Raw genomic sequence first — 17,335 nt, 5'->3', positions numbered from 1 at the left:
CCCCCCCCCCCCCCCCCCCCCCCCCCCCCCCCCCCCCCCCCCCCCCCCCCCCCCCCCCCCCCCCCCCCCACTACCGGCTCCGGTAGATCCACGCCATGCGTGGATGGCCCGCCGGCGGAATCACCCGCCGCCTCCCGCCTTCCAGTAGTAACGCACCACGTGGAAGAACACCGGGGCGGCGAAGCACACTGAATCCAGCCGATCAAGCATGCCGCCATGGCCCTCGATCATGTTGCCCCAGTCCTTGATGCCGCGGTCGCGCTTGATCGCCGACATCACCAGGCCGCCCCAGAACCCCATCAGGTTGATCAGCAGCGACAGGCCGAACGCCTGCAGCGGCGTGAACGGGGTGATCCACCAGAGCGCGGCGCCCAACGCGCTGGCACAGAGCACGCCGCCGACGAAGCCTTCCACCGTCTTCGACGGCGACAGCTTCGGCGCGATCAGGTGCTTGCCCAGCAGCTTGCCCCAGATGTACTGCAGCACGTCCGACGACTGCACCACGATCACCAGGAAGGCGAACAGCAGCACGTTGCGCGCCGGATCGTAGCCCGGCACGCGCAGGTTCAGCAGCAGCGGCACGTGCGAGATGCAGAACACGCAGATCATCAGGCCCCACTGCACCTTCGACGTGCGCTCCAGGTAGTGGGTGGTGTCACCACCGATGGTGGCCAGGATCGGCAGGAACAGGAACGCGTACACCGGGATCAACAGCGTGTACATGCCATACCAGTCGATCCACACCAGGTAGTACTGCCACGGCAGCACGATGTAGAACGCGGCCAGCAACGCGTAGTAGTCACCTGATCGTGTTGGCGCCAGGGTGATGAATTCGCGCAGTGCGAACAGCGAGATGATGGCGAACAGCACGATCACTCCGGCGCGCCCGAAGAACAGCGCCAGCCCGACCACGATGGCCATGACCCACCACGCGCGGATGCGCGAGACCAGGTTGGCGATCACCGCGCTGGGCTGTCCACGCTGGCGCCAGCGCAGGGTTTCGGACACCAGCGTGGCCAGCACCAGCACGGCGCCTACGCCTGCGAACAGCAGCCCTGTCTGCTGGCCCACACTGCGTGCGGCAAGATCACCGGACACATCGATCATGAAGCTCATGCACGGCCTCCATTCGGTGCCAGAGCCAGCAGCGCCTGCCGGCTGCGTGCCAGGAACGCCGCCTTGTCCTCATCGGCCTGCAGCCGCAGCGGCGTACCGAAGGTTGCCGTGCACAGCAACGGCAGCGGCAGGAAACGCCCTTTCGGCATCACACGCTTGAGGTTGTCGATCCACACCGGCACGAACTCCAGCTCCGGGCGTTGCCGGGCCAGGTGGTAGATGCCGCTCTTGAACGGCAGCAGCGGCTCATCACCGATGTTGCGCGTGCCTTCCGGAAACAGGATCAACGAACAGCCCTCGTCCACCGCGTCACGCAGCACCTGCAGCGGATCCTGATGGCGGTTGCCGGCCTCGCGCTCCACCAGCACGCCATTGAATACCGCGTCGATCAGGTAACGACGCAGACCGTCGCGCTGCCAGTACTCGGCGGCGGCGACCGGCCGCACCTGGCGCCGCAGCGCCGGCGGCATCGACGACCAGATCAGCACGAAATCACCATGACTGGCATGGTTGCCGTAGTACACGCGGTGCTCGCTGGACGGCGCGCAGCCAACCCACAGCGCGCGTGCGCCGGTCACTACGTGGATGGCCGCGCTGCAGGCGCGGGCGATCAGTTCAGCGAACATCGGCACCTCCGGTCAGGTCTGCGGCCACAGCACGGCCAGCAGCAGGGCAGCGAACTGCAGCAGCGTGGCGGCGTACTGGCGCATCAGCAGACGCCGCATGCCGGTCCAGCGCGCATCCCAGCCACGCGTCGGTGCCGATGCGTCCAGCCTGCGCAGGCCAGCGGTGTGCAGCGCCTGGTCCACGCGTTGTGCCGCGACTTCACCCTGCAGGCCCTCCTGCTGCAGCAGGCGCAGCAGGCTGGCGTCCAACTGCACCCGCACCGCGTAGTACGCCTGCACAACACCTGCAACCAGGCTCAGCAGCAGCAGGCCAGCGGCGAACATCGCCAGCCCAGGCTCGATGCCCAGCAACAACAGGGCCACCAGCAGCAGGCCCAGCGACAACGCGGCAGGCAATCGCCCCTGCCGCAGCAGCAGATGCATCATCGGCAGATCGGGCACGGCGCTCATGCAATGGTCTCCTGCGCGGCAGCGGCCGCGATCACCTGTAGATGAACGTCGTGCAGCACGATCGACGGCCGCGCGCCACGCACGATCGACACCGCGTCGGCCACATCGCGCGCACGGCCGGTGCGCAGCAACCAGGTCGCCAGGCTGGCCGCGCTACGCGAATACCCCAGCGCACAGCAGACCAGGACGGGGCCTTGGCCGCGCAGGCGTTCAATGGCATCTGCCGCGGCGCGCAGCTGCGCCGCCGAGGGCACCACCAGGTCCAGCATCGGCACGCTGGCGTACGCTGCTCCCGGCGCGCGGCAGGACAGCTCCGCACAGGTGTCGACCACGCCCACCAGCGGTGCCGGCAGTGCGGTACCTGGCAGGCGCCCCAGCCAGACAGCGTCGACGACCGGCACCGGCTGCGGCGCGCGGCGCGTCCACAACCGCGAGTTGATCCACGCCGCACCCAGGTACGGTGCCAGCAGCCAGCGCGCGGCCATCGTCAACCGGCCATCGGCGCGCTTCTGGAACACCGCCGTGCCCAGCCCGGCATAGGCCAGCGACACCAGCAGCAACGACACCACGGGCCACAGCAGCCACAATGCGGTGCCGCGCAGCATCACCACCGGCACCAGCAGCAGGCCGGCACCCAACACATACAACGCGGCCAGCCGCCAACGCTTCGGGTCACCTGCAGCCTGCCAGGCACGCAACGGCGGCGTGCCCTGCTCTGGCCACAGCCACACGCACAACCAGCCGGCCAGCAGCCCGGTGGGAATGTCGATGAAGTGATGCTGGAACGTGGTCAGCACCGAAATGCCGATCAGCAGCGCCCACACATGCAGCACCAGCCGCCAGACCCCGTGCAGGTACTGCGCGAACTTCACCCACAGCACGATCAGCAGCACGATATGCAGCGACGGCGCCTGGTTGAATGGCTTGTCGAAGCCCAGCAGCACGTCGAACAACCAGCCGAACACACCGCCGATTTCCGGCCGTTCGAAGCTGAAGCGCAACGGCCACAACAGGAAGCACGCCACCGCGATCACCTGCGCGCTGAGCAGGCGCAGCGCGTGCCGGTCCAACTCCAGCCGGCGCCGGCACAGGAAGAACGAGATCGCATAGAACAGGTCGATCGACCAGTACGGCACGATCGTCCACGGCACGAACGGAATCCGCGCCTCCCAGGCAAATGCCATCACCGGCAGCTGGGCATGACGGCCGGCCATCCAGTTGGCGAAGCCATAGCTGGCGAAGAAGAACGGACCGAGCAGGGCCAGCCACAGCAGGGCGCGCCGCCAGGGGCGCGCCTCGCTGGATGATGCGGTTGCCGCCAGCGTCGCCATCACGCGATCCGTCGTGCCAGCGATACGGTGAAGATGCCGAAGTCATCGATGCGCTGGGCCACCTTCTGGAAGCCGGCCAGGCGCACCAGTTCGTCCATCTCGTGCTGGGTACGGCGGCGCATCACCCACGCCGCGCCACCACGATGGCTGGTCAACGCACGCGCGATGAACTCCAGCTGCGGATGCCACGGCTGCCCGGTATAGGCCAGGTAACCGCCCACCGGCACCGTCGCAGCGATGCCCTGCAGTGAACGCAGGACCGCATCGTTGTCGGGGAACAGTTCGTAGAGGCCGGATACCACCGCCAGCGTCGGCGCCGGTTCCACTGCTGCCAGCTGCGCCGGATCGAACGCATCGCCCTGTTCGAAGCGGGCGATGTCGGCCGCGCCGAGGCGCTCGATCAAGGCCTTGCCCTGCGTTACGTTCAGATCGCTGAAATCGCGCAGCACGATGCGGTCGGCACGCTGTTCGCCCTGGCCGAGTGCTTCCAGCACGTAACGGCCATGGCCGGCCGCCACGTCCAGTACGCGCACCGGCGCGCCCTGCCCGCGCAGTCGCTGGGCGGCATCGCGCAGCAGTTCCTGCAGGTGCTTGCCGCGCACGCGGATGCCGCGCCAACCGATCGCATCCAGATAGTTGCGGTCGACCATCCGGCCCAGCGGGCCCTTGCCCCGCGCCTCATCACGGTAGATGTAGTCCAGCGTGCTGCCCGAATCGAAACCGGTCTGCAGGCCCAGCGCGATGCCCTCCGACAGCGTGCCACCGAAACGCAGGCCACCGCGCACCACGCGCCAACGCAGGTCGGCCAGGCTGTTGCGCTCCGGTGGCCACGACAGGATCTCCGATTCCTCGAAGGTCGGGCCATGCCGATGCGCATCGCGCCGCGACAGCTCCTGCAGCGGTTCGGCAAAGCGTGCCTGGATGAAGCTGCGGATACGCGCCAGCGCCGGTGCACGGTCACGCTCGCCGAGGGTGTCGTGGAAGAAGCCCGGCAGGTGCACGCGCTCCTTGATCGGGCTGGACAGGCGTTCGTAGAAGCGGTCCTGCGGGCCGCGATGCACCACGAAGTCCGAGCCCGAAACCAGCAACTGCACCGGCACGCTGATCGCCTGCGCGTCGGCCACGATGCGGTCGGCCGCTTCGTACAGGCCCAGCAGCACGCGCACCGAGATCGGCCGGGTGATCAGCGGATCGGTGCGGTAGCTTTCCACCCGTGCCGGGTCGTGGGTCAGCCACTGCGGCTTGACGTAGCTGTTGACGAAGAAGTTGCCGCGCAGTTTCTGCATCAGCGCCAGTCCAGCGCGTGCGAACGGCACGTACAGCTTCACCTTGAATGCCGGCGAAGCCATCACCAGCGCGCGCAGCCGCGGCGCATAGTCATGCACCCAGGTGGCGGCAACCACCGCGCCCACGCTCTGCGCGATCACCACGATGTCCTCCACCGCGATGCCATGCTCGGCACTGATGTGGGCGATGAAGCTGTCCAGGTCGCGCACCAGCGCCGGGAAGCCCGGTGCGTCGCCGCGCGTGCCGGGCGAGCGACCATTGCCGCGCGCATCCCACGCGAAGAACGCGGTGTCGGGCAGGTCCAGCTCGTCGACCAGATGGGTGACCCGGCCGGAGTGTTCATGGCCGCGATGCAGCAGCACGATGGCCTTGGCCGGCGTGGTTGCCGTGGTGCTCGGCCAGTACCGGTAGAACAGCGGTACCTGGTCGAAGCTGTGGAATTCCCGTTCCTGCGCCTGACGCATGCAATCTCCGTATGGATAGGGCGTGTAATCGTGTTGTGCTTACCGCGGCGATATCGCCGCGGCTTCCTTCAATCCCTGGCGTACGCGACGGACCACCGTCACCCCACACAGCAGTGCGGCCAGTGCGGCGACCGCGCTGACCACGGTCGCGCCTGCCCAGCCAAACGCCAGCAGCAGGCCCAGCACGCCGATCACGAACGCACGGTCGCTCTTGCCCATCGGGCCGTCATAGCGGCGGCTGGCGCCGACCATCAGGCCCAGCACGCCGGCGTACTCGCTCAGCGCGGCGGCCCAGGCCAGCAGCCACAGTGCCTCGGGGCGCACGCCCGGTACGCTGAGCAGGCTCAGGTACAGCGCCGCGTCGGCGATCACATCGCACAACTCGTTCAGATAGGCGCCCAGCCGCGATTGCTGGCCGAATTCGCGGGCCAGCATGCCGTCGACGGCGTTGAGGGCCATGCGCAGCAGCATCCACAGCGGCAGGGCCAGATACAGCAGCGGCTGGGTGGGAGCGCAGCACCACACCGCAGCGGCCACCAGCAGCGAGACCACGGCCGCAGCCACGGTCACCGTGTTGGCGGTGATCCCCATGCGGTACAGGCCGTGTACGGCCGGACGCAGCAGGTCCTGGAAACGTCCTTTCAATGCATAGATCGACACGATCTGAACCCGCTAATCCTTGGCAGTGCGGGCACAGCCTACCTGATTGCGACAGCGCCACGTATCGAATTGCGCCCAATGCCGGCCCATGCAGGTGCTGTCGAGCGGACCAGGACGGGAGTCTGCACCGGCCAATTTCCCCCACCAGCGCCCGCCACCGGCCCCCACCGCCTACAATATCGGCCCCGCTCCGCTGCCGATTGCCCTGTCCCCATGACTGCTGATCTGTTGCCCGTCCGCCGGGCCCTCCTCTCCGTTTCCGACAAGACCGGCCTGGTCGAGCTGGCCACCGCGCTGGCTGCACGCGGCGTGGAGCTGCTGTCCACCGGCGGTACCGCCAAGGCGATCCGCGATGCGGGCCTGGCCGTGAAGGACGTAGCCGAGGTCACCGGCTTCCCGGAAATGATGGATGGCCGGGTCAAGACCCTGCATCCGATGGTGCATGGCGGCCTGCTGGGCCGCTCCGGCCTGGACGACGCGGTGATGGCCGAGCACGGCATCGGTGCCATCGACCTGCTGGTGCTGAACCTGTACCCGTTCGAATCGGTCACTGCCAAGGCCGACTGCACCCTGGCCGACGCGGTGGAGAACATCGACATCGGCGGCCCGGCGATGCTGCGCTCGGCGGCCAAGAACTTCGCCCGCGTGGCGGTGGCCACCGACCCGTCGCAGTACGCCGAACTGCTGGCCTCGCTGGATGCCAACGACGGCCAGCTGTCGGCCGGCACCCGTTTCGCCTTCTCGGTGGCCGCATTCAACCGCGTTGCCCAGTACGACGCGGCGATCAGCAACTACCTGTCGGCGGTCACCGCCACCGACGCCGCCGTGCCGGTGCGCGCCGAATACCCGGCGCAGATGAATTCCACCTTCGTGAAGGTGATGGACCTGCGCTACGGCGAAAATCCGCACCAGAGCGGCGCGTTCTATCGCGACCTGCATCCGGTGCCGGGCACGCTGGCCACCTTCCAGCAGCTGCAGGGCAAGGAGCTGAGCTACAACAACCTGGCCGATGCCGATGCAGCCTGGGAATGCGTGCGCCAGTTCGACGCGCCGGCCTGTGTCATCGTCAAGCATGCCAACCCGTGCGGCGTGGCCGTTGGCGCCGGCAACGGCGATGCCTACGAGCTGGCCTACGCCACCGACCCGACCAGCGCCTTCGGCGGCATCATCGCCTTCAACAAGCCGCTCGATGCAGCCACCGCGCAGGTGATCCTGGACCGCCAGTTCGTTGAAGTCCTGATTGCGCCGGACTACGAACCGGCCGCGCTGGAGTACGCGCAGAAGAAGGCCAACGTGCGCGTGCTGCGCATCCCGCACGGCGACGGCCTGAACAACTTCGACAACAAGCGCGTGGGCTCGGGCCTGCTGCTGCAGTCGTCGGACAACCGCGGCATGACCCGCGACGAACTGAAGGTGGTCAGCAAGCTGGCACCGACCGACAAGCAGTTCACCGACCTGCTGTTCGCCTGGAAGGTCGCCAAGTTCGTGAAGTCCAATGCGATCGTCTACGCCAAGGACAACCGCACCATCGGCGTGGGTGCCGGCCAGATGAGCCGCGTCTACTCGGCGCGCATCGCCGGCATCAAGGCCGCCGACGCGAACCTGGTGGTCGAAGGGTCGGTGATGGCCTCCGATGCGTTCTTCCCGTTCCGCGACGGCATCGACGCCGCTGCCGCCGCCGGCATCAAGGCGGTGATCCAGCCGGGCGGTTCGATGCGCGATGCTGAAGTCATCGCTGCCGCCGATGAACATGGCCTGGCCATGGTGTTCACCGGCGTTCGCCACTTCCGCCACTGATACCTGGAGCGACACGGATGTCTGCAGTCTCTTTGAAACCGCTTGCCGTGCTCGCCTTCGCTGGCACGGCCCTGCTGGCCGGCTGCAAGCCGGCCGCCGAGCCCGCATCTGCCCCCCAGGCAGATGCGGCAAAGCCCGCCGCCAGCGAACCGGCAGCGCATGTCAGTCGCACCGCGCGGCTGCAGGCCTTCCTGACCGGGCGTTACGGCAAGGACGCCAAGCTTTCCGGCCAATGGCGCGGCAGCTGGACCCAGGACGATGAAACGCGCGCGATCGACTGGCAGGTCTGCGCCGAGCAACCGGTGGTGACCGGTGACAGCTGGCAACAACTACTGGCGGTGTGCGGTGCGCTGGTCGATGGCGCGCATATCGACCCGGGAACGATCGAGTTCTTCGTGCTGCAGCCCAAGGGCGATGGCTTCGGGGTAACCAGCGAACTGACCGGCGAGCGCTTCGGCAGTGGTGGCCAGCCCGGCACCGCCAGCATCATCCGCGCCGGCAGCGATTTCTACGGCTTCCGCGTCGAGGATGGCTGGTTCGGCCAGGGCTTCTCGCTGCTCTCGCAGACCCTGGTCCTGCCGGGCCCGAAAGGCCTGACCAGCACCGGCAACGTGCGCAGCCACATCGACAACGACGCCCAGTACGAATGCGAGAACGTCGATGCGGCCGCCGATCCCGATGCCGCCGAAGACTGCCGCACCCGCCGCTTCAGCATCGATTTCGCGCTGCGTTTCGACGACAGCGACCGCAGTGCGCGCATCTGGCCACTGCTGATCGAGGAATCCGGCAACACCTGCGGCGGCAAGCGGGTGCGTCAGGAGCACCGCTTCACCCTGGACCCGAAGTCCTGGACCTACTCCTTCCCCGAATCGCTGCAACGCGAAGGCTGCGAATGACGCACACGCGCCGCCGGGGACCTGGAACTTCCCTTCCCACGCAATCTGGAATCTCGTGATGAACGTACTTGTCATCGGCTCTGGCGGCCGCGAACACGCCCTGGCATGGAAGCTGGCCCAGTCCTCCCGTGTCACTGAAGTGCTCGTGGCGCCCGGCAATGCCGGCACCGCCAACGAAGACAAGTGCCGCAACGTCGCGGTGAAGGTCACCGACATCGATGGCCTGCTCGCCCTGGCCCAGGCCGAAGGCGTGGCGCTGACCGTGGTCGGCCCGGAAGTGCCGCTGGTGGCCGGCGTGGTCGACCGCTTCCGCGCCGCCGGCCTGCGCATCTTCGGGCCGACGGCGGCAGCCGCGCAGCTGGAAGGCAGCAAGGCCTACGCCAAGGACTTCCTGGCACGCCACAACATCCCCACCGCGTTCTATTCGGTGCACACCGATATCGAGCCGGCACTGGCCTACCTGCGTGAGAAGGGCGCACCGATCGTGGTCAAGGCCGATGGCCTGGCCGCCGGCAAGGGCGTGATCGTGGCCATGACCCTGGCCGAGGCTGAAGACGCAGTGCGCGACATGCTCTCGGGCAACGCCTTCGGCGATGCCGGCGCACGCGTGGTGATCGAGGAATTCCTCGACGGCGAGGAAGCCAGCTTCATTTCGATGGTCGATGGCGTGCATGCACTGCCGATGGCCACCTCGCAGGATCACAAGCGCGTCGGCGACGGCGACACCGGCCCGAACACCGGCGGCATGGGTGCGTACTCGCCGGCCCCGGTGGTCACCCCGGACGTGCACGCCCGCGTGATGCGCGAGGTGGTGAACCCGACCGTGCAGGGCATGATCGCCGACGGCATCCCGTTCACTGGTTTCCTCTACGCCGGCCTGATGATCGATGCCAGCGGCGCGCCGAAGGTGATCGAGTTCAACGTGCGTTTCGGCGACCCGGAAACCCAGCCGGTGATGCTGCGCCTGCAGTCGGACCTGGTCGACCTGGTGGACGCGGCGATCGATGGCCGCCTGGACCAGGTGGACGCGCAGTGGGATCCGCGCCCGTCGCTCGGCGTGGTGCTGGCCGCCAGGCCGTACCCGGAAACGCCGATCACCGGCGAGGTGATCTCCGGCCTGGATGATGTGCCGGCAACGGCCAAGGTGTTCCATGCAGGAACGACGCTGGATGCGCAGGGCCAGGTGCTCAGCGCAGGTGGCCGCGTGCTGTGCGTGGCAGCGCTGGGCGACAGCGTGCGCGACGCGCAGGCGAACGCGTACGCGGGCGTGGCGAAGGTGACCTGGGACAACGAGTTCCACCGCACCGACATCGGCTGGCGCGCGATCGCGCGGGAAATCTGAGACCGCGCTGATCCACGCGTGGCGTGGATCTACTGGATCGCGACGTAGATCCACGCCATGCGTGGATCCAGCAGGAAAAAAAAGGCCCGGCAATGCCGGGCCTTTCCATTACTCAAACGCTTCGCCGCCTTATGCGGTGAACAGCGCCTTCATCTTCTTCAGCGCGTTCGCTTCAACCTGGCGGATACGCTCGGCCGATACGCCGTACTCGTCCGCCAGCTCCTGCAGCGTCACCTTGCTGTCCGCATCCAGCCAACGGCGGCGGATGATGTCGCGCGAACGCGCATCCAGTTCCGCCAGGCCTTCGCGCAGCAGCTGCATCTGGTTGTCTTCGCTGTCCTCGCGCTCGTAGGCCATCGACGGATCTTCGTCATTGGCCACCAGATACGCAGCCGGCGACGGCGGCGCGTGGTCGTTGTCTTCATCGGTGGGGGCATCGAAACCGATATCGCGGCCGGACAGGCGCGATTCCATTTCCAGCACCTCGCGCTCGGACACGTTCAGGTCCTTGGCCACCGCACTGACTTCGGCCGCGTTCATCCAGCCCAGGCGCTTCTTCGACTTGCGCAGGTTGAAGAACAGCTTGCGCTGCGCCTTGGTCGTGGCGACCTTCACGATGCGCCAGTTCTTCAGGATGAACTCGTGCATCTCGGCACGGATCCAATGCACGGCGAAGGACACCAGGCGCACGCCCATGTCGGGGTCGAAGCGCTTGACCGCCTTCATCAGGCCGATGTTGCCTTCCTGGATCAGGTCGCCCAGCGCAAGGCCGTAGCCGTTGTAACCGCGGGCCACGTGCACCACGAAGCGCAGGTGCGAATGCACCAGCTCACGGGCAGCGTCCAGATCGTTGCCGTCGCGGAAGCGACGGGCCAGGTCCTGTTCGTTATCGACCGACAGCACCGGGATCTGGTGCACGGCACCGATGTAGGCGTCCAGCGAACCGAGCGCACTGGGAATCGGCAGATTGTTTGCCACAAGGGCAGTAGAGGTGTTCTGGCTCATAGGCACCCATCTTAGCAGTCTGGGATTTGGACTGCTAAAGGAGGAAAAAGTTCCAGCATTCCACTGATGAAACACTGGTCCCAAACAGAACCCTACCGTAACGCGATTTGATGACAGTGGCGAGCGCGCTTTTCGGGATACACAATCCCTTGGAATTCAACCCACTAGCCCGGAAAGCCCGGCTATTCCGGGTCAAAGGCAGCTGAACAGGTGGCGGTTTCGCCCATTCAACAGGGGGCAGCGTTGTTCGCCGTTCAGCCCGATGGCGCCAGCGTCGCCCGCGGCGGCAGCGACCAGTCGATCGGCGCCTGCCCGCGGCGCTGCAGGTACTCGTTGGCCATCGAGAAATGACGGCAGCCGAGGAAGCCGCGGTGGGCCGACAGCGGCGAGGGATGCGGGGCTTTCAGCACACGGTGGCGGCCGGTATCGATCACCTTGCCCTTCTGCTGCGCGTAGGCACCCCAGAGCACGAACACCAGGCCCTCGCGCTCACGGTTCAACACGTCCACCACGTGGTCGGTGAAGCCTTCCCATCCGCGCCCCTGGTGCGCACCGGCCTTGCCCTCTTCCACCGTCAGCACCGCGTTGAGCAGCAGCACGCCGCGCTGCGCCCACGGGATCAGGCAGCCGTGGTCCGGGCGGGCAATACCGAGGTCACCCTCGATTTCCTTGTAGATGTTCAACAACGACGGCGGCACCGGCACGCCCGGCTGCACCGAGAAACTCAGGCCATGGGCCTGCCCACGGCCGTGGTACGGGTCCTGGCCGAGGATGACCACTTTCACCTGATCGAACGGGGTCGCATCAAAGGCGGCGAAGATCTGCGGTCCAGGCGGGAACACCGCCGCACCGCTGGCCTTGCGCTGCCGCAGGAAGCTGGACAGCTCGCGCATCTGCGGCTGCAGCAGGTAATCGCCCACACGCTGCTTCCAGCTCGGTTCCAGCTGGATCGCCGGGGTGTCCACTACTTCATCGATCATCGCAACACGTCATCGCAACAGGGGTCCATCATTCAACCGGGCCAGCCGCAGCTGGAACAGCACCTTGGTGATCAGCAGGCGCTCTTCGATCGGCTTCAGCACCAGATCGTTGGCGCCGGCCTGCAGCAGGCCGGTCTGGTTGTGCGGATTGCCATCGCCGGTCATCACCAGCACCGGCAGGCGGCGCTTGCCGTAGCCGAAGTCCACGCGCACGCGCTGCACCACGTCGCGGCCGCTCAGCTCTCCCTTCAGGGTCACATCGGTCAGCACCAGATCGATGCGATGGCGGCTGCGCCCGAGCGATTCGGCGGTGAGCAGGGTAAACGCCTCTTCGGCGCTGACCACATGCATCACGTTGAGCTGCTGGCGCTCGAGCATGCGCTTGGTCGCCTCGGCCACCACCCGGCTGTCCTCGATGTAGAGAATGGTCGCGCCGGGAATGGTCTGCGGCTGCACGTAGCCGCGCACGAAGGTCGCCAGGGCCTCGTGGCCCAGCGATTTGTCGAAGTAGTCGGTGACGTACTCGGTGAAGCGGCGCTGCTCCAGGTGCTGCTGGGCGTCGCCGGAGACCACGATCACCGGCACATAGGCCTGCCCTGCCGCTTCGCGCACCATCCGCGCCAACGCCAGGCCGTCGCCATCGCGCAGGGTCAACGAGGTGGTGACCAGATCGACCGGCCCCTGCGCCAGCGCATGCTGTGCGTCTTCGATGCTGTCGCAGCCGATCACCTCCACGCCCGGCAGATCGCGCTGCAGGACGTCGGCGATCAGCTTGCGCACCAGCTTGGAGCCGTCAACCACCATCACCCGCGTCGCGGGCCCTTCAAGGTGCTTCAGCGCTTGCGGTTGCATGCCGGTCTCAGGTGTCGGTCGGGCGGGTCTGGCGGAGGAAGTGGCCGGTCACCAGCCATGCACCCAGCCAGCCCAGCAACAAGGTGCCAAGCAGCACCAGGCTGCCATGCAGCAGGTCCAGGCCATGCAGCACGAACGGGCTGCCGTAGCTGCGCGACAGCTCGGCCAGCGGCGCGCGCAGGGCGGCACCGGCAATGCCGATCAGGCCCAGCGCGACCGCACCGGCGCCCAGGCCATACCAGGCGCCCAGGTACAGGAACGGGCGGCGGATGAAACCATCGCTGGCGCCGAGCAGCTGCAGCACGCCGATTTCCTCGCGGCGGGCCTGGATGTCCAGGCGCACGGTGTTGCCGACCACCAGCGCGGCACCGGCGCCGAGCAGCACCGACAGCACCTGCACCAGCCGTGCACCAAACGCGAGCCAGGCATCCAGGCGCTGCCGCCACAGGGCGTCGTGCTGCACCAGGTCGGCACCGGGCAGGCTTTCCAGCGCGCGTGCCAGCCGTGCATCGTCCTGGCCCTGGCCGGGGGTGACCACCAGCAACGAGGGCAACGGGTTGTCGTTGAGTGCGTCGATGGCTTCGCCGAGGCCGGCCTGGCGCAGTTCCTCCAGGCCCTGCTCCGGCGTGCGCACGGTGACACTGGCCACGTCCGGCCGGTCGCGCAGCTCCCCGGCCAGGCGCAGCGCACCCGGGCCGTCGACGTCCGCCTTCAGGAAGACATTGATGTCGCGCGACTGCTGCACGCTGCCGGCAAACTGCTTGAGGTTGTCCAGCGCGATCGACAGGCCCAGCGGCAGCGCCAGGGCCAGCGCCATGACCATCACGGTCAGCAGCGTCGCCCACGGTTTGCGGCAGGCACGGCCGAGGCTGAACACCACGCTGTGCACGTGATGCTGGAACCATACGCCCAGGCGCGACGGCGCAGCAGCTTCGGTGTTTTCGTTCTTGGCCATGGTTACTCCGCCAGATCCTGCGGCGAGATGTCGTCCACCAGCCGGCCGTGGTCGAGGATCAGCACGCGCTTGCGCATGTGGCGCAGCAGCGGCAGGTCATGGCTGACCACCAGCACGCTGGTGCCGCGCGCAGGCAGCTCGGCGAACAGGGACATGATCTCGGCCGCCAGGGTGGGATCGAGGTTGCCGGTCGGCTCGTCGGCCACCAGCAGCTTGGGCTCGCCGACGATGGCCCGGGCGATGCCGACGCGCTGCTGCTCACCGGCCGACAGCTGCGAGGGCAGCGCCTTCTCGCGGTGGCCAAGGCCCATGCGCTCGAGCACCGAACGCACGCGCTTGTTGATGTCGCCACGGCGGGTGCCGCGCAGGATCAGCGGCAGGGCCACGTTCTCGGCGATGGAGCGGTCCATCAGCAGGCGGTGGTCCTGGTAGACCGCGCCAACCGCGCGTCGATGCCGCGGCACATCACCGCCGCGCACCTTCAGCAGGTTGCGCTCGTCGAACATCACCGCGCCGCGGCTGGGCCGCTCGTCGAGGTGGATCAACTTGAGCAGGGTGCTCTTGCCCGCCCCGGAGTGACCGGTGACGAACAGCATTTCGCCCGGCGCGACCTCGAAGCTGACATCGGTCAGGGCTTCGTGGCCACCGGCGTACTGTTTGCTGACATTGTCGAAGCGCAGGACACTCATGCGCCGATTATGCAGGACCGGCGCGACGGCGTGGAGATGCCGGGGCGATGGTGGGTGCCGACCGTTGGCCGGCACGCCCCGAAAGCCACCCGACCAACGGTCGGGTGCTACCGCACCGATCAGCTGCCGGACAGCATCCGGCGGATCTTGCGGCCGATACGGGTCAGGAACGAGTCGCCGGCATCGGCGCTGGTACGCACCGGCTTGGCCACCACCTGCACCGGGGTAACCGGGCTGGCGCCGTTGCCGGCGTTGCTTGCCACACCTTCGACGCCCTCGACCGGACGGCCGTGGCGACGACGACGACGCTTGCGCGGCTTGCGCTCGCCGTCCACCGCACCTTCCGGCGCAGCTTCAGCGCGCGGCGGACGCGGGGCCTGCACGGCAGCAGCTTCAGCGGTCACTGCACCCTCGACTGCGGCGGCAGCAACCTGCTCACCTTCCACACGCGGCTTGCGCGGGCCACGCGGACGGCGTTCGCCGCTGCGTTCGCCATCGCGGCCGCCACGCCCAGCGCCAGCGCCACTGCCGGAACGACCGCCACTACGGCCGCCGCCACGACGCTCTTCCTCGGCGGCGCGCGCTTCGCGTGCTTCGCGGAAGATCTGGCCGACGCTTTCGTTCTCGTCGCCTTCCTCGCCCGGTGCGGGGGCGGCACGCTCAGGGCGCGGCAGCGACGTCAGGATCTCGCTGGTGACCGCTTCGACCGGGATCTTCTGTTCGATGTAGGCCTCGATGTCCGGCAGGCCCATCGCATAGCGCTCGCAGGCGAAGCTGATGGCATCGCCTTCCTCGCCCAGGCGGGCGGTACGGCCGATGCGGTGCACGTAGTCTTCGGCGTCGAACGGCAGGTCGTAGTTGTAGACGTACTTGATGCCGTCGATATGCAGGCCGCGGGCGGCCACATCGGTGGCCACCAGGATTTCCAGCTGGCCCTTCTGGAAGCGGTTGAGCAGGCTCTCGCGCTTCTTCTGCGGCACGTCGCCGGACAGCACGCCGACGCGGTAGCCGGAACGCTCCAGCGAACGGGCCACGCGCTCGACGAACACCTTGGTGTTGACGAAGACCATGGTGCGCGCGCCTTCGCTGCGCGACAGCAGGCCCAGCAGCAACGGGATCTTCTCTTCGTCGGCCGGGAAGTAGATGCGCTGGCGCACGCGCGCGGCGGTGATGGTCTCGGCTTCGACCACCAGCTTCTGCGGCTCGTTCATGTGCTCATAGGCCAGCTCGAGCACGCGGTGGCTCAAGGTGGCGCTGAACAGCAGGGTCTGCCGGGTGGAGCGCTCGGGCATGCGGCGCAGCAGGAAGCGGATGTCCTTGATGAAGCCCAGGTCGAACATGCGGTCGGCTTCGTCCAGCACGCAGATCTCGCAGGCGTGCAGCGACACCACCTTGTGCTGCTTGACGTAGTCGATCAGGCGGCCGGGGGTGGCGATGATCACGTCCACGCCCTGCTGCAGGATCTCGCGCTGCTTGTCGTAGTCAACGCCGCCGTAGACCAGCGCGAAACGCAAACCCAGGTCCGAACCGAACTTGACCGCATCCTTGTGGATCTGGATGGCCAGTTCGCGGGTGGGGGCCAGGATCAGCGCGCGCGGGTCTTCCGGCTTGCGATCGGCCAGTGCCGGGCGGGTCAGCAGGCGGTTCACGACAGCGACCAGGAAGGCCAGCGTCTTGCCGGTGCCGGTCTGGGCCTGGCCGGCGACGTCGCCACCGGGCAGCGCGACCGGCAGGGTCAGCGCCTGGATGGGCGTGCAGCGGGTGAATCCGGCTCCTTCAAGACCGGCCTGCAGGGCCGGATGCAGATCAAAGGAGGAAAAAGTCAAATCGGTCAGCGGTTTGTCGCTCATGTGTCCGTCTTGGTATGGCCACGCGCCTGCGGGCGGCGGCACTGAAATCTGTCTGGGGCTCCGTCGCAAACTGCGGCCCCTGCGGCGGGTCGGGCTGGCCGGGACCCCTCGGGTCCGCGCGCCGCACAATGCCCCAGTTTACCGCACTCGGGCCAGCAAACCGGAATCGGGCGTCTCACAGCTTACGGAGACGCAACTCTTCACCCCGCAGTACCGCGCTTGAACAGCGGCGCGGGCTCCCATGGCCTACCGCGCCAGCACCCCCATTTCAGCCATGGACAGTGACATCGGACACATACCGGGCTCAGCACCGATCACGATACGCTGGGTTCCAGCCAGCATCTGTCCCTGCCCTGCGATAGGGGTACACTGCCGGCCGTGAGCGTCCAGGCATCCCGCCGAACGCACCGTGGCAGTCCGCCGCGAGGCAACGACGAGGGTCACGCCACCGGGCATGGCCCAGTTCACCCACCTCCGGCCTGGCCGGGTGCAATCCAAGACGAGAAACCAAGATGAGCGACAAGGTTGTACACGTCGGCGATGCCGACTTTGATAGCGCCGTACTGAATTCCAAGGAACCGGTGCTGGTCGATTTCTGGGCCGAGTGGTGTGGCCCGTGCAAGATGATCGCCCCGGCGCTGGATGAACTGGCCGATGCCTACCAGGGCCGCGCCAAGATCGCCAAGGTCAACGTGGACAACAACCGCGCCCTGGCCGCCAAGTACCACGTGCGTTCGATTCCCTACCTGGTCGTCTTCAAGGACGGCGAGAAGGTGGGCGAGCAGATCGGTGCCGTTGGCAAGGCCCAGCTGGCCGGCCTGCTGGACAAGGCCCTGGCCTGATCCCGCGCTTTCCGGCAGCCGTTTTCGACGGCTGCCGGGCAGGCGCCCCGGCGCCTGACTGAATACCGTATCCGGCGACCCTTGCGTGGCGCCGCGGGCCGATGATAGTGTCGGCACATCCGGCCGCGTTCGCGTGCCGCATCTTCTGGACGCAGTTTCTTCCAGACCCATTCCCAATGTTCGCCGCCCCAGC

Annotated in this window: 16 protein-coding genes; 4 read left to right on the top strand and 12 right to left on the bottom strand. The window is 67.5% G+C overall.

Annotated elements, in window-relative coordinates:
- Positions 1-120: 120 nt before the first annotated feature.
- The 6 genes from AC3WTC_RS18355 to AC3WTC_RS18330 are packed head-to-tail and all read right to left on the bottom strand — an operon-like array spanning position 121 to position 5,934.
- Positions 121-1,116 carry a phosphatidate cytidylyltransferase gene (locus AC3WTC_RS18355; protein ID WP_025878622.1) on the bottom strand — a complete coding sequence of 332 codons (996 nt, stop codon included), beginning with the start codon at positions 1,114-1,116 and terminating at the stop codon, positions 121-123.
- Positions 1,113-1,742: a lysophospholipid acyltransferase family protein gene (locus tag AC3WTC_RS18350; protein ID WP_025878621.1), complete on the bottom strand. Its 630-nt coding sequence runs from the start codon at positions 1,740-1,742 to the stop codon at positions 1,113-1,115. The genes AC3WTC_RS18355 and AC3WTC_RS18350 overlap by 4 nt, the downstream gene beginning before the upstream one ends.
- A 12-nt stretch (positions 1,743-1,754) precedes the next feature.
- The gene (locus AC3WTC_RS18345; protein WP_333623483.1) at positions 1,755-2,192 is read right to left on the bottom strand and encodes a hypothetical protein; all 438 of its coding nucleotides are present in this window, start codon (positions 2,190-2,192) and stop codon (positions 1,755-1,757) included.
- Positions 2,189-3,523, bottom strand: a complete 1,335-nt coding sequence (locus AC3WTC_RS18340) for a phosphatase PAP2/dual specificity phosphatase family protein (RefSeq protein WP_218788074.1) — start codon at positions 3,521-3,523, stop codon at positions 2,189-2,191. The genes AC3WTC_RS18345 and AC3WTC_RS18340 overlap by 4 nt, the downstream gene beginning before the upstream one ends.
- Positions 3,523-5,274, bottom strand: a complete 1,752-nt coding sequence (locus AC3WTC_RS18335) for a bifunctional alpha/beta hydrolase/class I SAM-dependent methyltransferase (RefSeq protein WP_059065327.1) — start codon at positions 5,272-5,274, stop codon at positions 3,523-3,525. The genes AC3WTC_RS18340 and AC3WTC_RS18335 overlap by 1 nt, the downstream gene beginning before the upstream one ends.
- A gap of 39 nt (positions 5,275-5,313) precedes the next feature.
- On the bottom strand, positions 5,314-5,934 hold the full coding sequence (locus tag AC3WTC_RS18330; protein WP_025878617.1) for a CDP-alcohol phosphatidyltransferase family protein: 621 nt from the start codon (positions 5,932-5,934) through the stop codon (positions 5,314-5,316).
- Positions 5,935-6,147: 213 nt separating this feature from the next.
- Between AC3WTC_RS18330 and purH the strand changes: the two genes are divergently transcribed.
- From purH to purD, 3 genes are read left to right on the top strand one after another with little or no spacing between them, the layout of a single operon-like run.
- Positions 6,148-7,731 carry a bifunctional phosphoribosylaminoimidazolecarboxamide formyltransferase/IMP cyclohydrolase gene (gene purH, locus AC3WTC_RS18325; RefSeq protein WP_025878616.1) on the top strand — a complete coding sequence of 528 codons (1,584 nt, stop codon included), beginning with the start codon at positions 6,148-6,150 and terminating at the stop codon, positions 7,729-7,731.
- A 17-nt stretch (positions 7,732-7,748) separates the two neighbouring features.
- The gene (locus tag AC3WTC_RS18320; RefSeq protein ID WP_492712207.1) at positions 7,749-8,627 is read left to right on the top strand and encodes a hypothetical protein; all 879 of its coding nucleotides are present in this window, start codon (positions 7,749-7,751) and stop codon (positions 8,625-8,627) included.
- A gap of 58 nt (positions 8,628-8,685) precedes the next feature.
- Positions 8,686-9,969: a phosphoribosylamine--glycine ligase gene (purD, locus tag AC3WTC_RS18315; RefSeq protein ID WP_492712206.1), complete on the top strand. Its 1,284-nt coding sequence runs from the start codon at positions 8,686-8,688 to the stop codon at positions 9,967-9,969.
- Between the two features lie 129 nt (positions 9,970-10,098).
- On the opposite strand, the gene rpoH is transcribed toward purD, so the two are convergent.
- The 6 genes from rpoH to rhlB form a co-directional block, all read right to left on the bottom strand.
- Positions 10,099-10,974 carry an RNA polymerase sigma factor RpoH gene (gene rpoH / locus AC3WTC_RS18310; RefSeq protein ID WP_025878613.1) on the bottom strand — a complete coding sequence of 292 codons (876 nt, stop codon included), beginning with the start codon at positions 10,972-10,974 and terminating at the stop codon, positions 10,099-10,101.
- Positions 10,975-11,228: 254 nt separating this feature from the next.
- Positions 11,229-11,954: a uracil-DNA glycosylase gene (ung, locus tag AC3WTC_RS18305; RefSeq protein ID WP_492712204.1), complete on the bottom strand. Its 726-nt coding sequence runs from the start codon at positions 11,952-11,954 to the stop codon at positions 11,229-11,231.
- 9 nt (positions 11,955-11,963) lie between these two features.
- A complete protein-coding gene (locus tag AC3WTC_RS18300) occupies positions 11,964-12,806 on the bottom strand; it encodes a response regulator (RefSeq protein WP_025878611.1) in 843 nt (280 codons plus the stop codon).
- A 7-nt stretch (positions 12,807-12,813) separates the two neighbouring features.
- Complete coding sequence (ftsX, locus tag AC3WTC_RS18295; RefSeq protein WP_025878610.1) at positions 12,814-13,761, bottom strand: permease-like cell division protein FtsX; 948 nt, start codon at positions 13,759-13,761, stop codon at positions 12,814-12,816.
- A gap of 2 nt (positions 13,762-13,763) precedes the next feature.
- Positions 13,764-14,450: a cell division ATP-binding protein FtsE gene (gene ftsE, locus AC3WTC_RS18290; protein WP_025878609.1), complete on the bottom strand. Its 687-nt coding sequence runs from the start codon at positions 14,448-14,450 to the stop codon at positions 13,764-13,766.
- A gap of 119 nt (positions 14,451-14,569) precedes the next feature.
- Positions 14,570-16,300, bottom strand: coding sequence for an ATP-dependent RNA helicase RhlB (rhlB, locus tag AC3WTC_RS18285; protein WP_492712202.1), 1,731 nt, complete (start codon positions 16,298-16,300; stop codon positions 14,570-14,572).
- 512 nt (positions 16,301-16,812) lie between these two features.
- Here rhlB and trxA point away from each other — a divergent pair.
- Positions 16,813-17,142 carry a thioredoxin gene (gene trxA / locus AC3WTC_RS18280; protein WP_025878607.1) on the top strand — a complete coding sequence of 110 codons (330 nt, stop codon included), beginning with the start codon at positions 16,813-16,815 and terminating at the stop codon, positions 17,140-17,142.
- Positions 17,143-17,335 lie beyond the last annotated feature (193 nt).

It is taken from the genome of Stenotrophomonas sp. FW305-C-20-S1, assembly GCF_058783335.1.
This window is presented reverse-complemented; position numbering and strand designations above follow the sequence as displayed.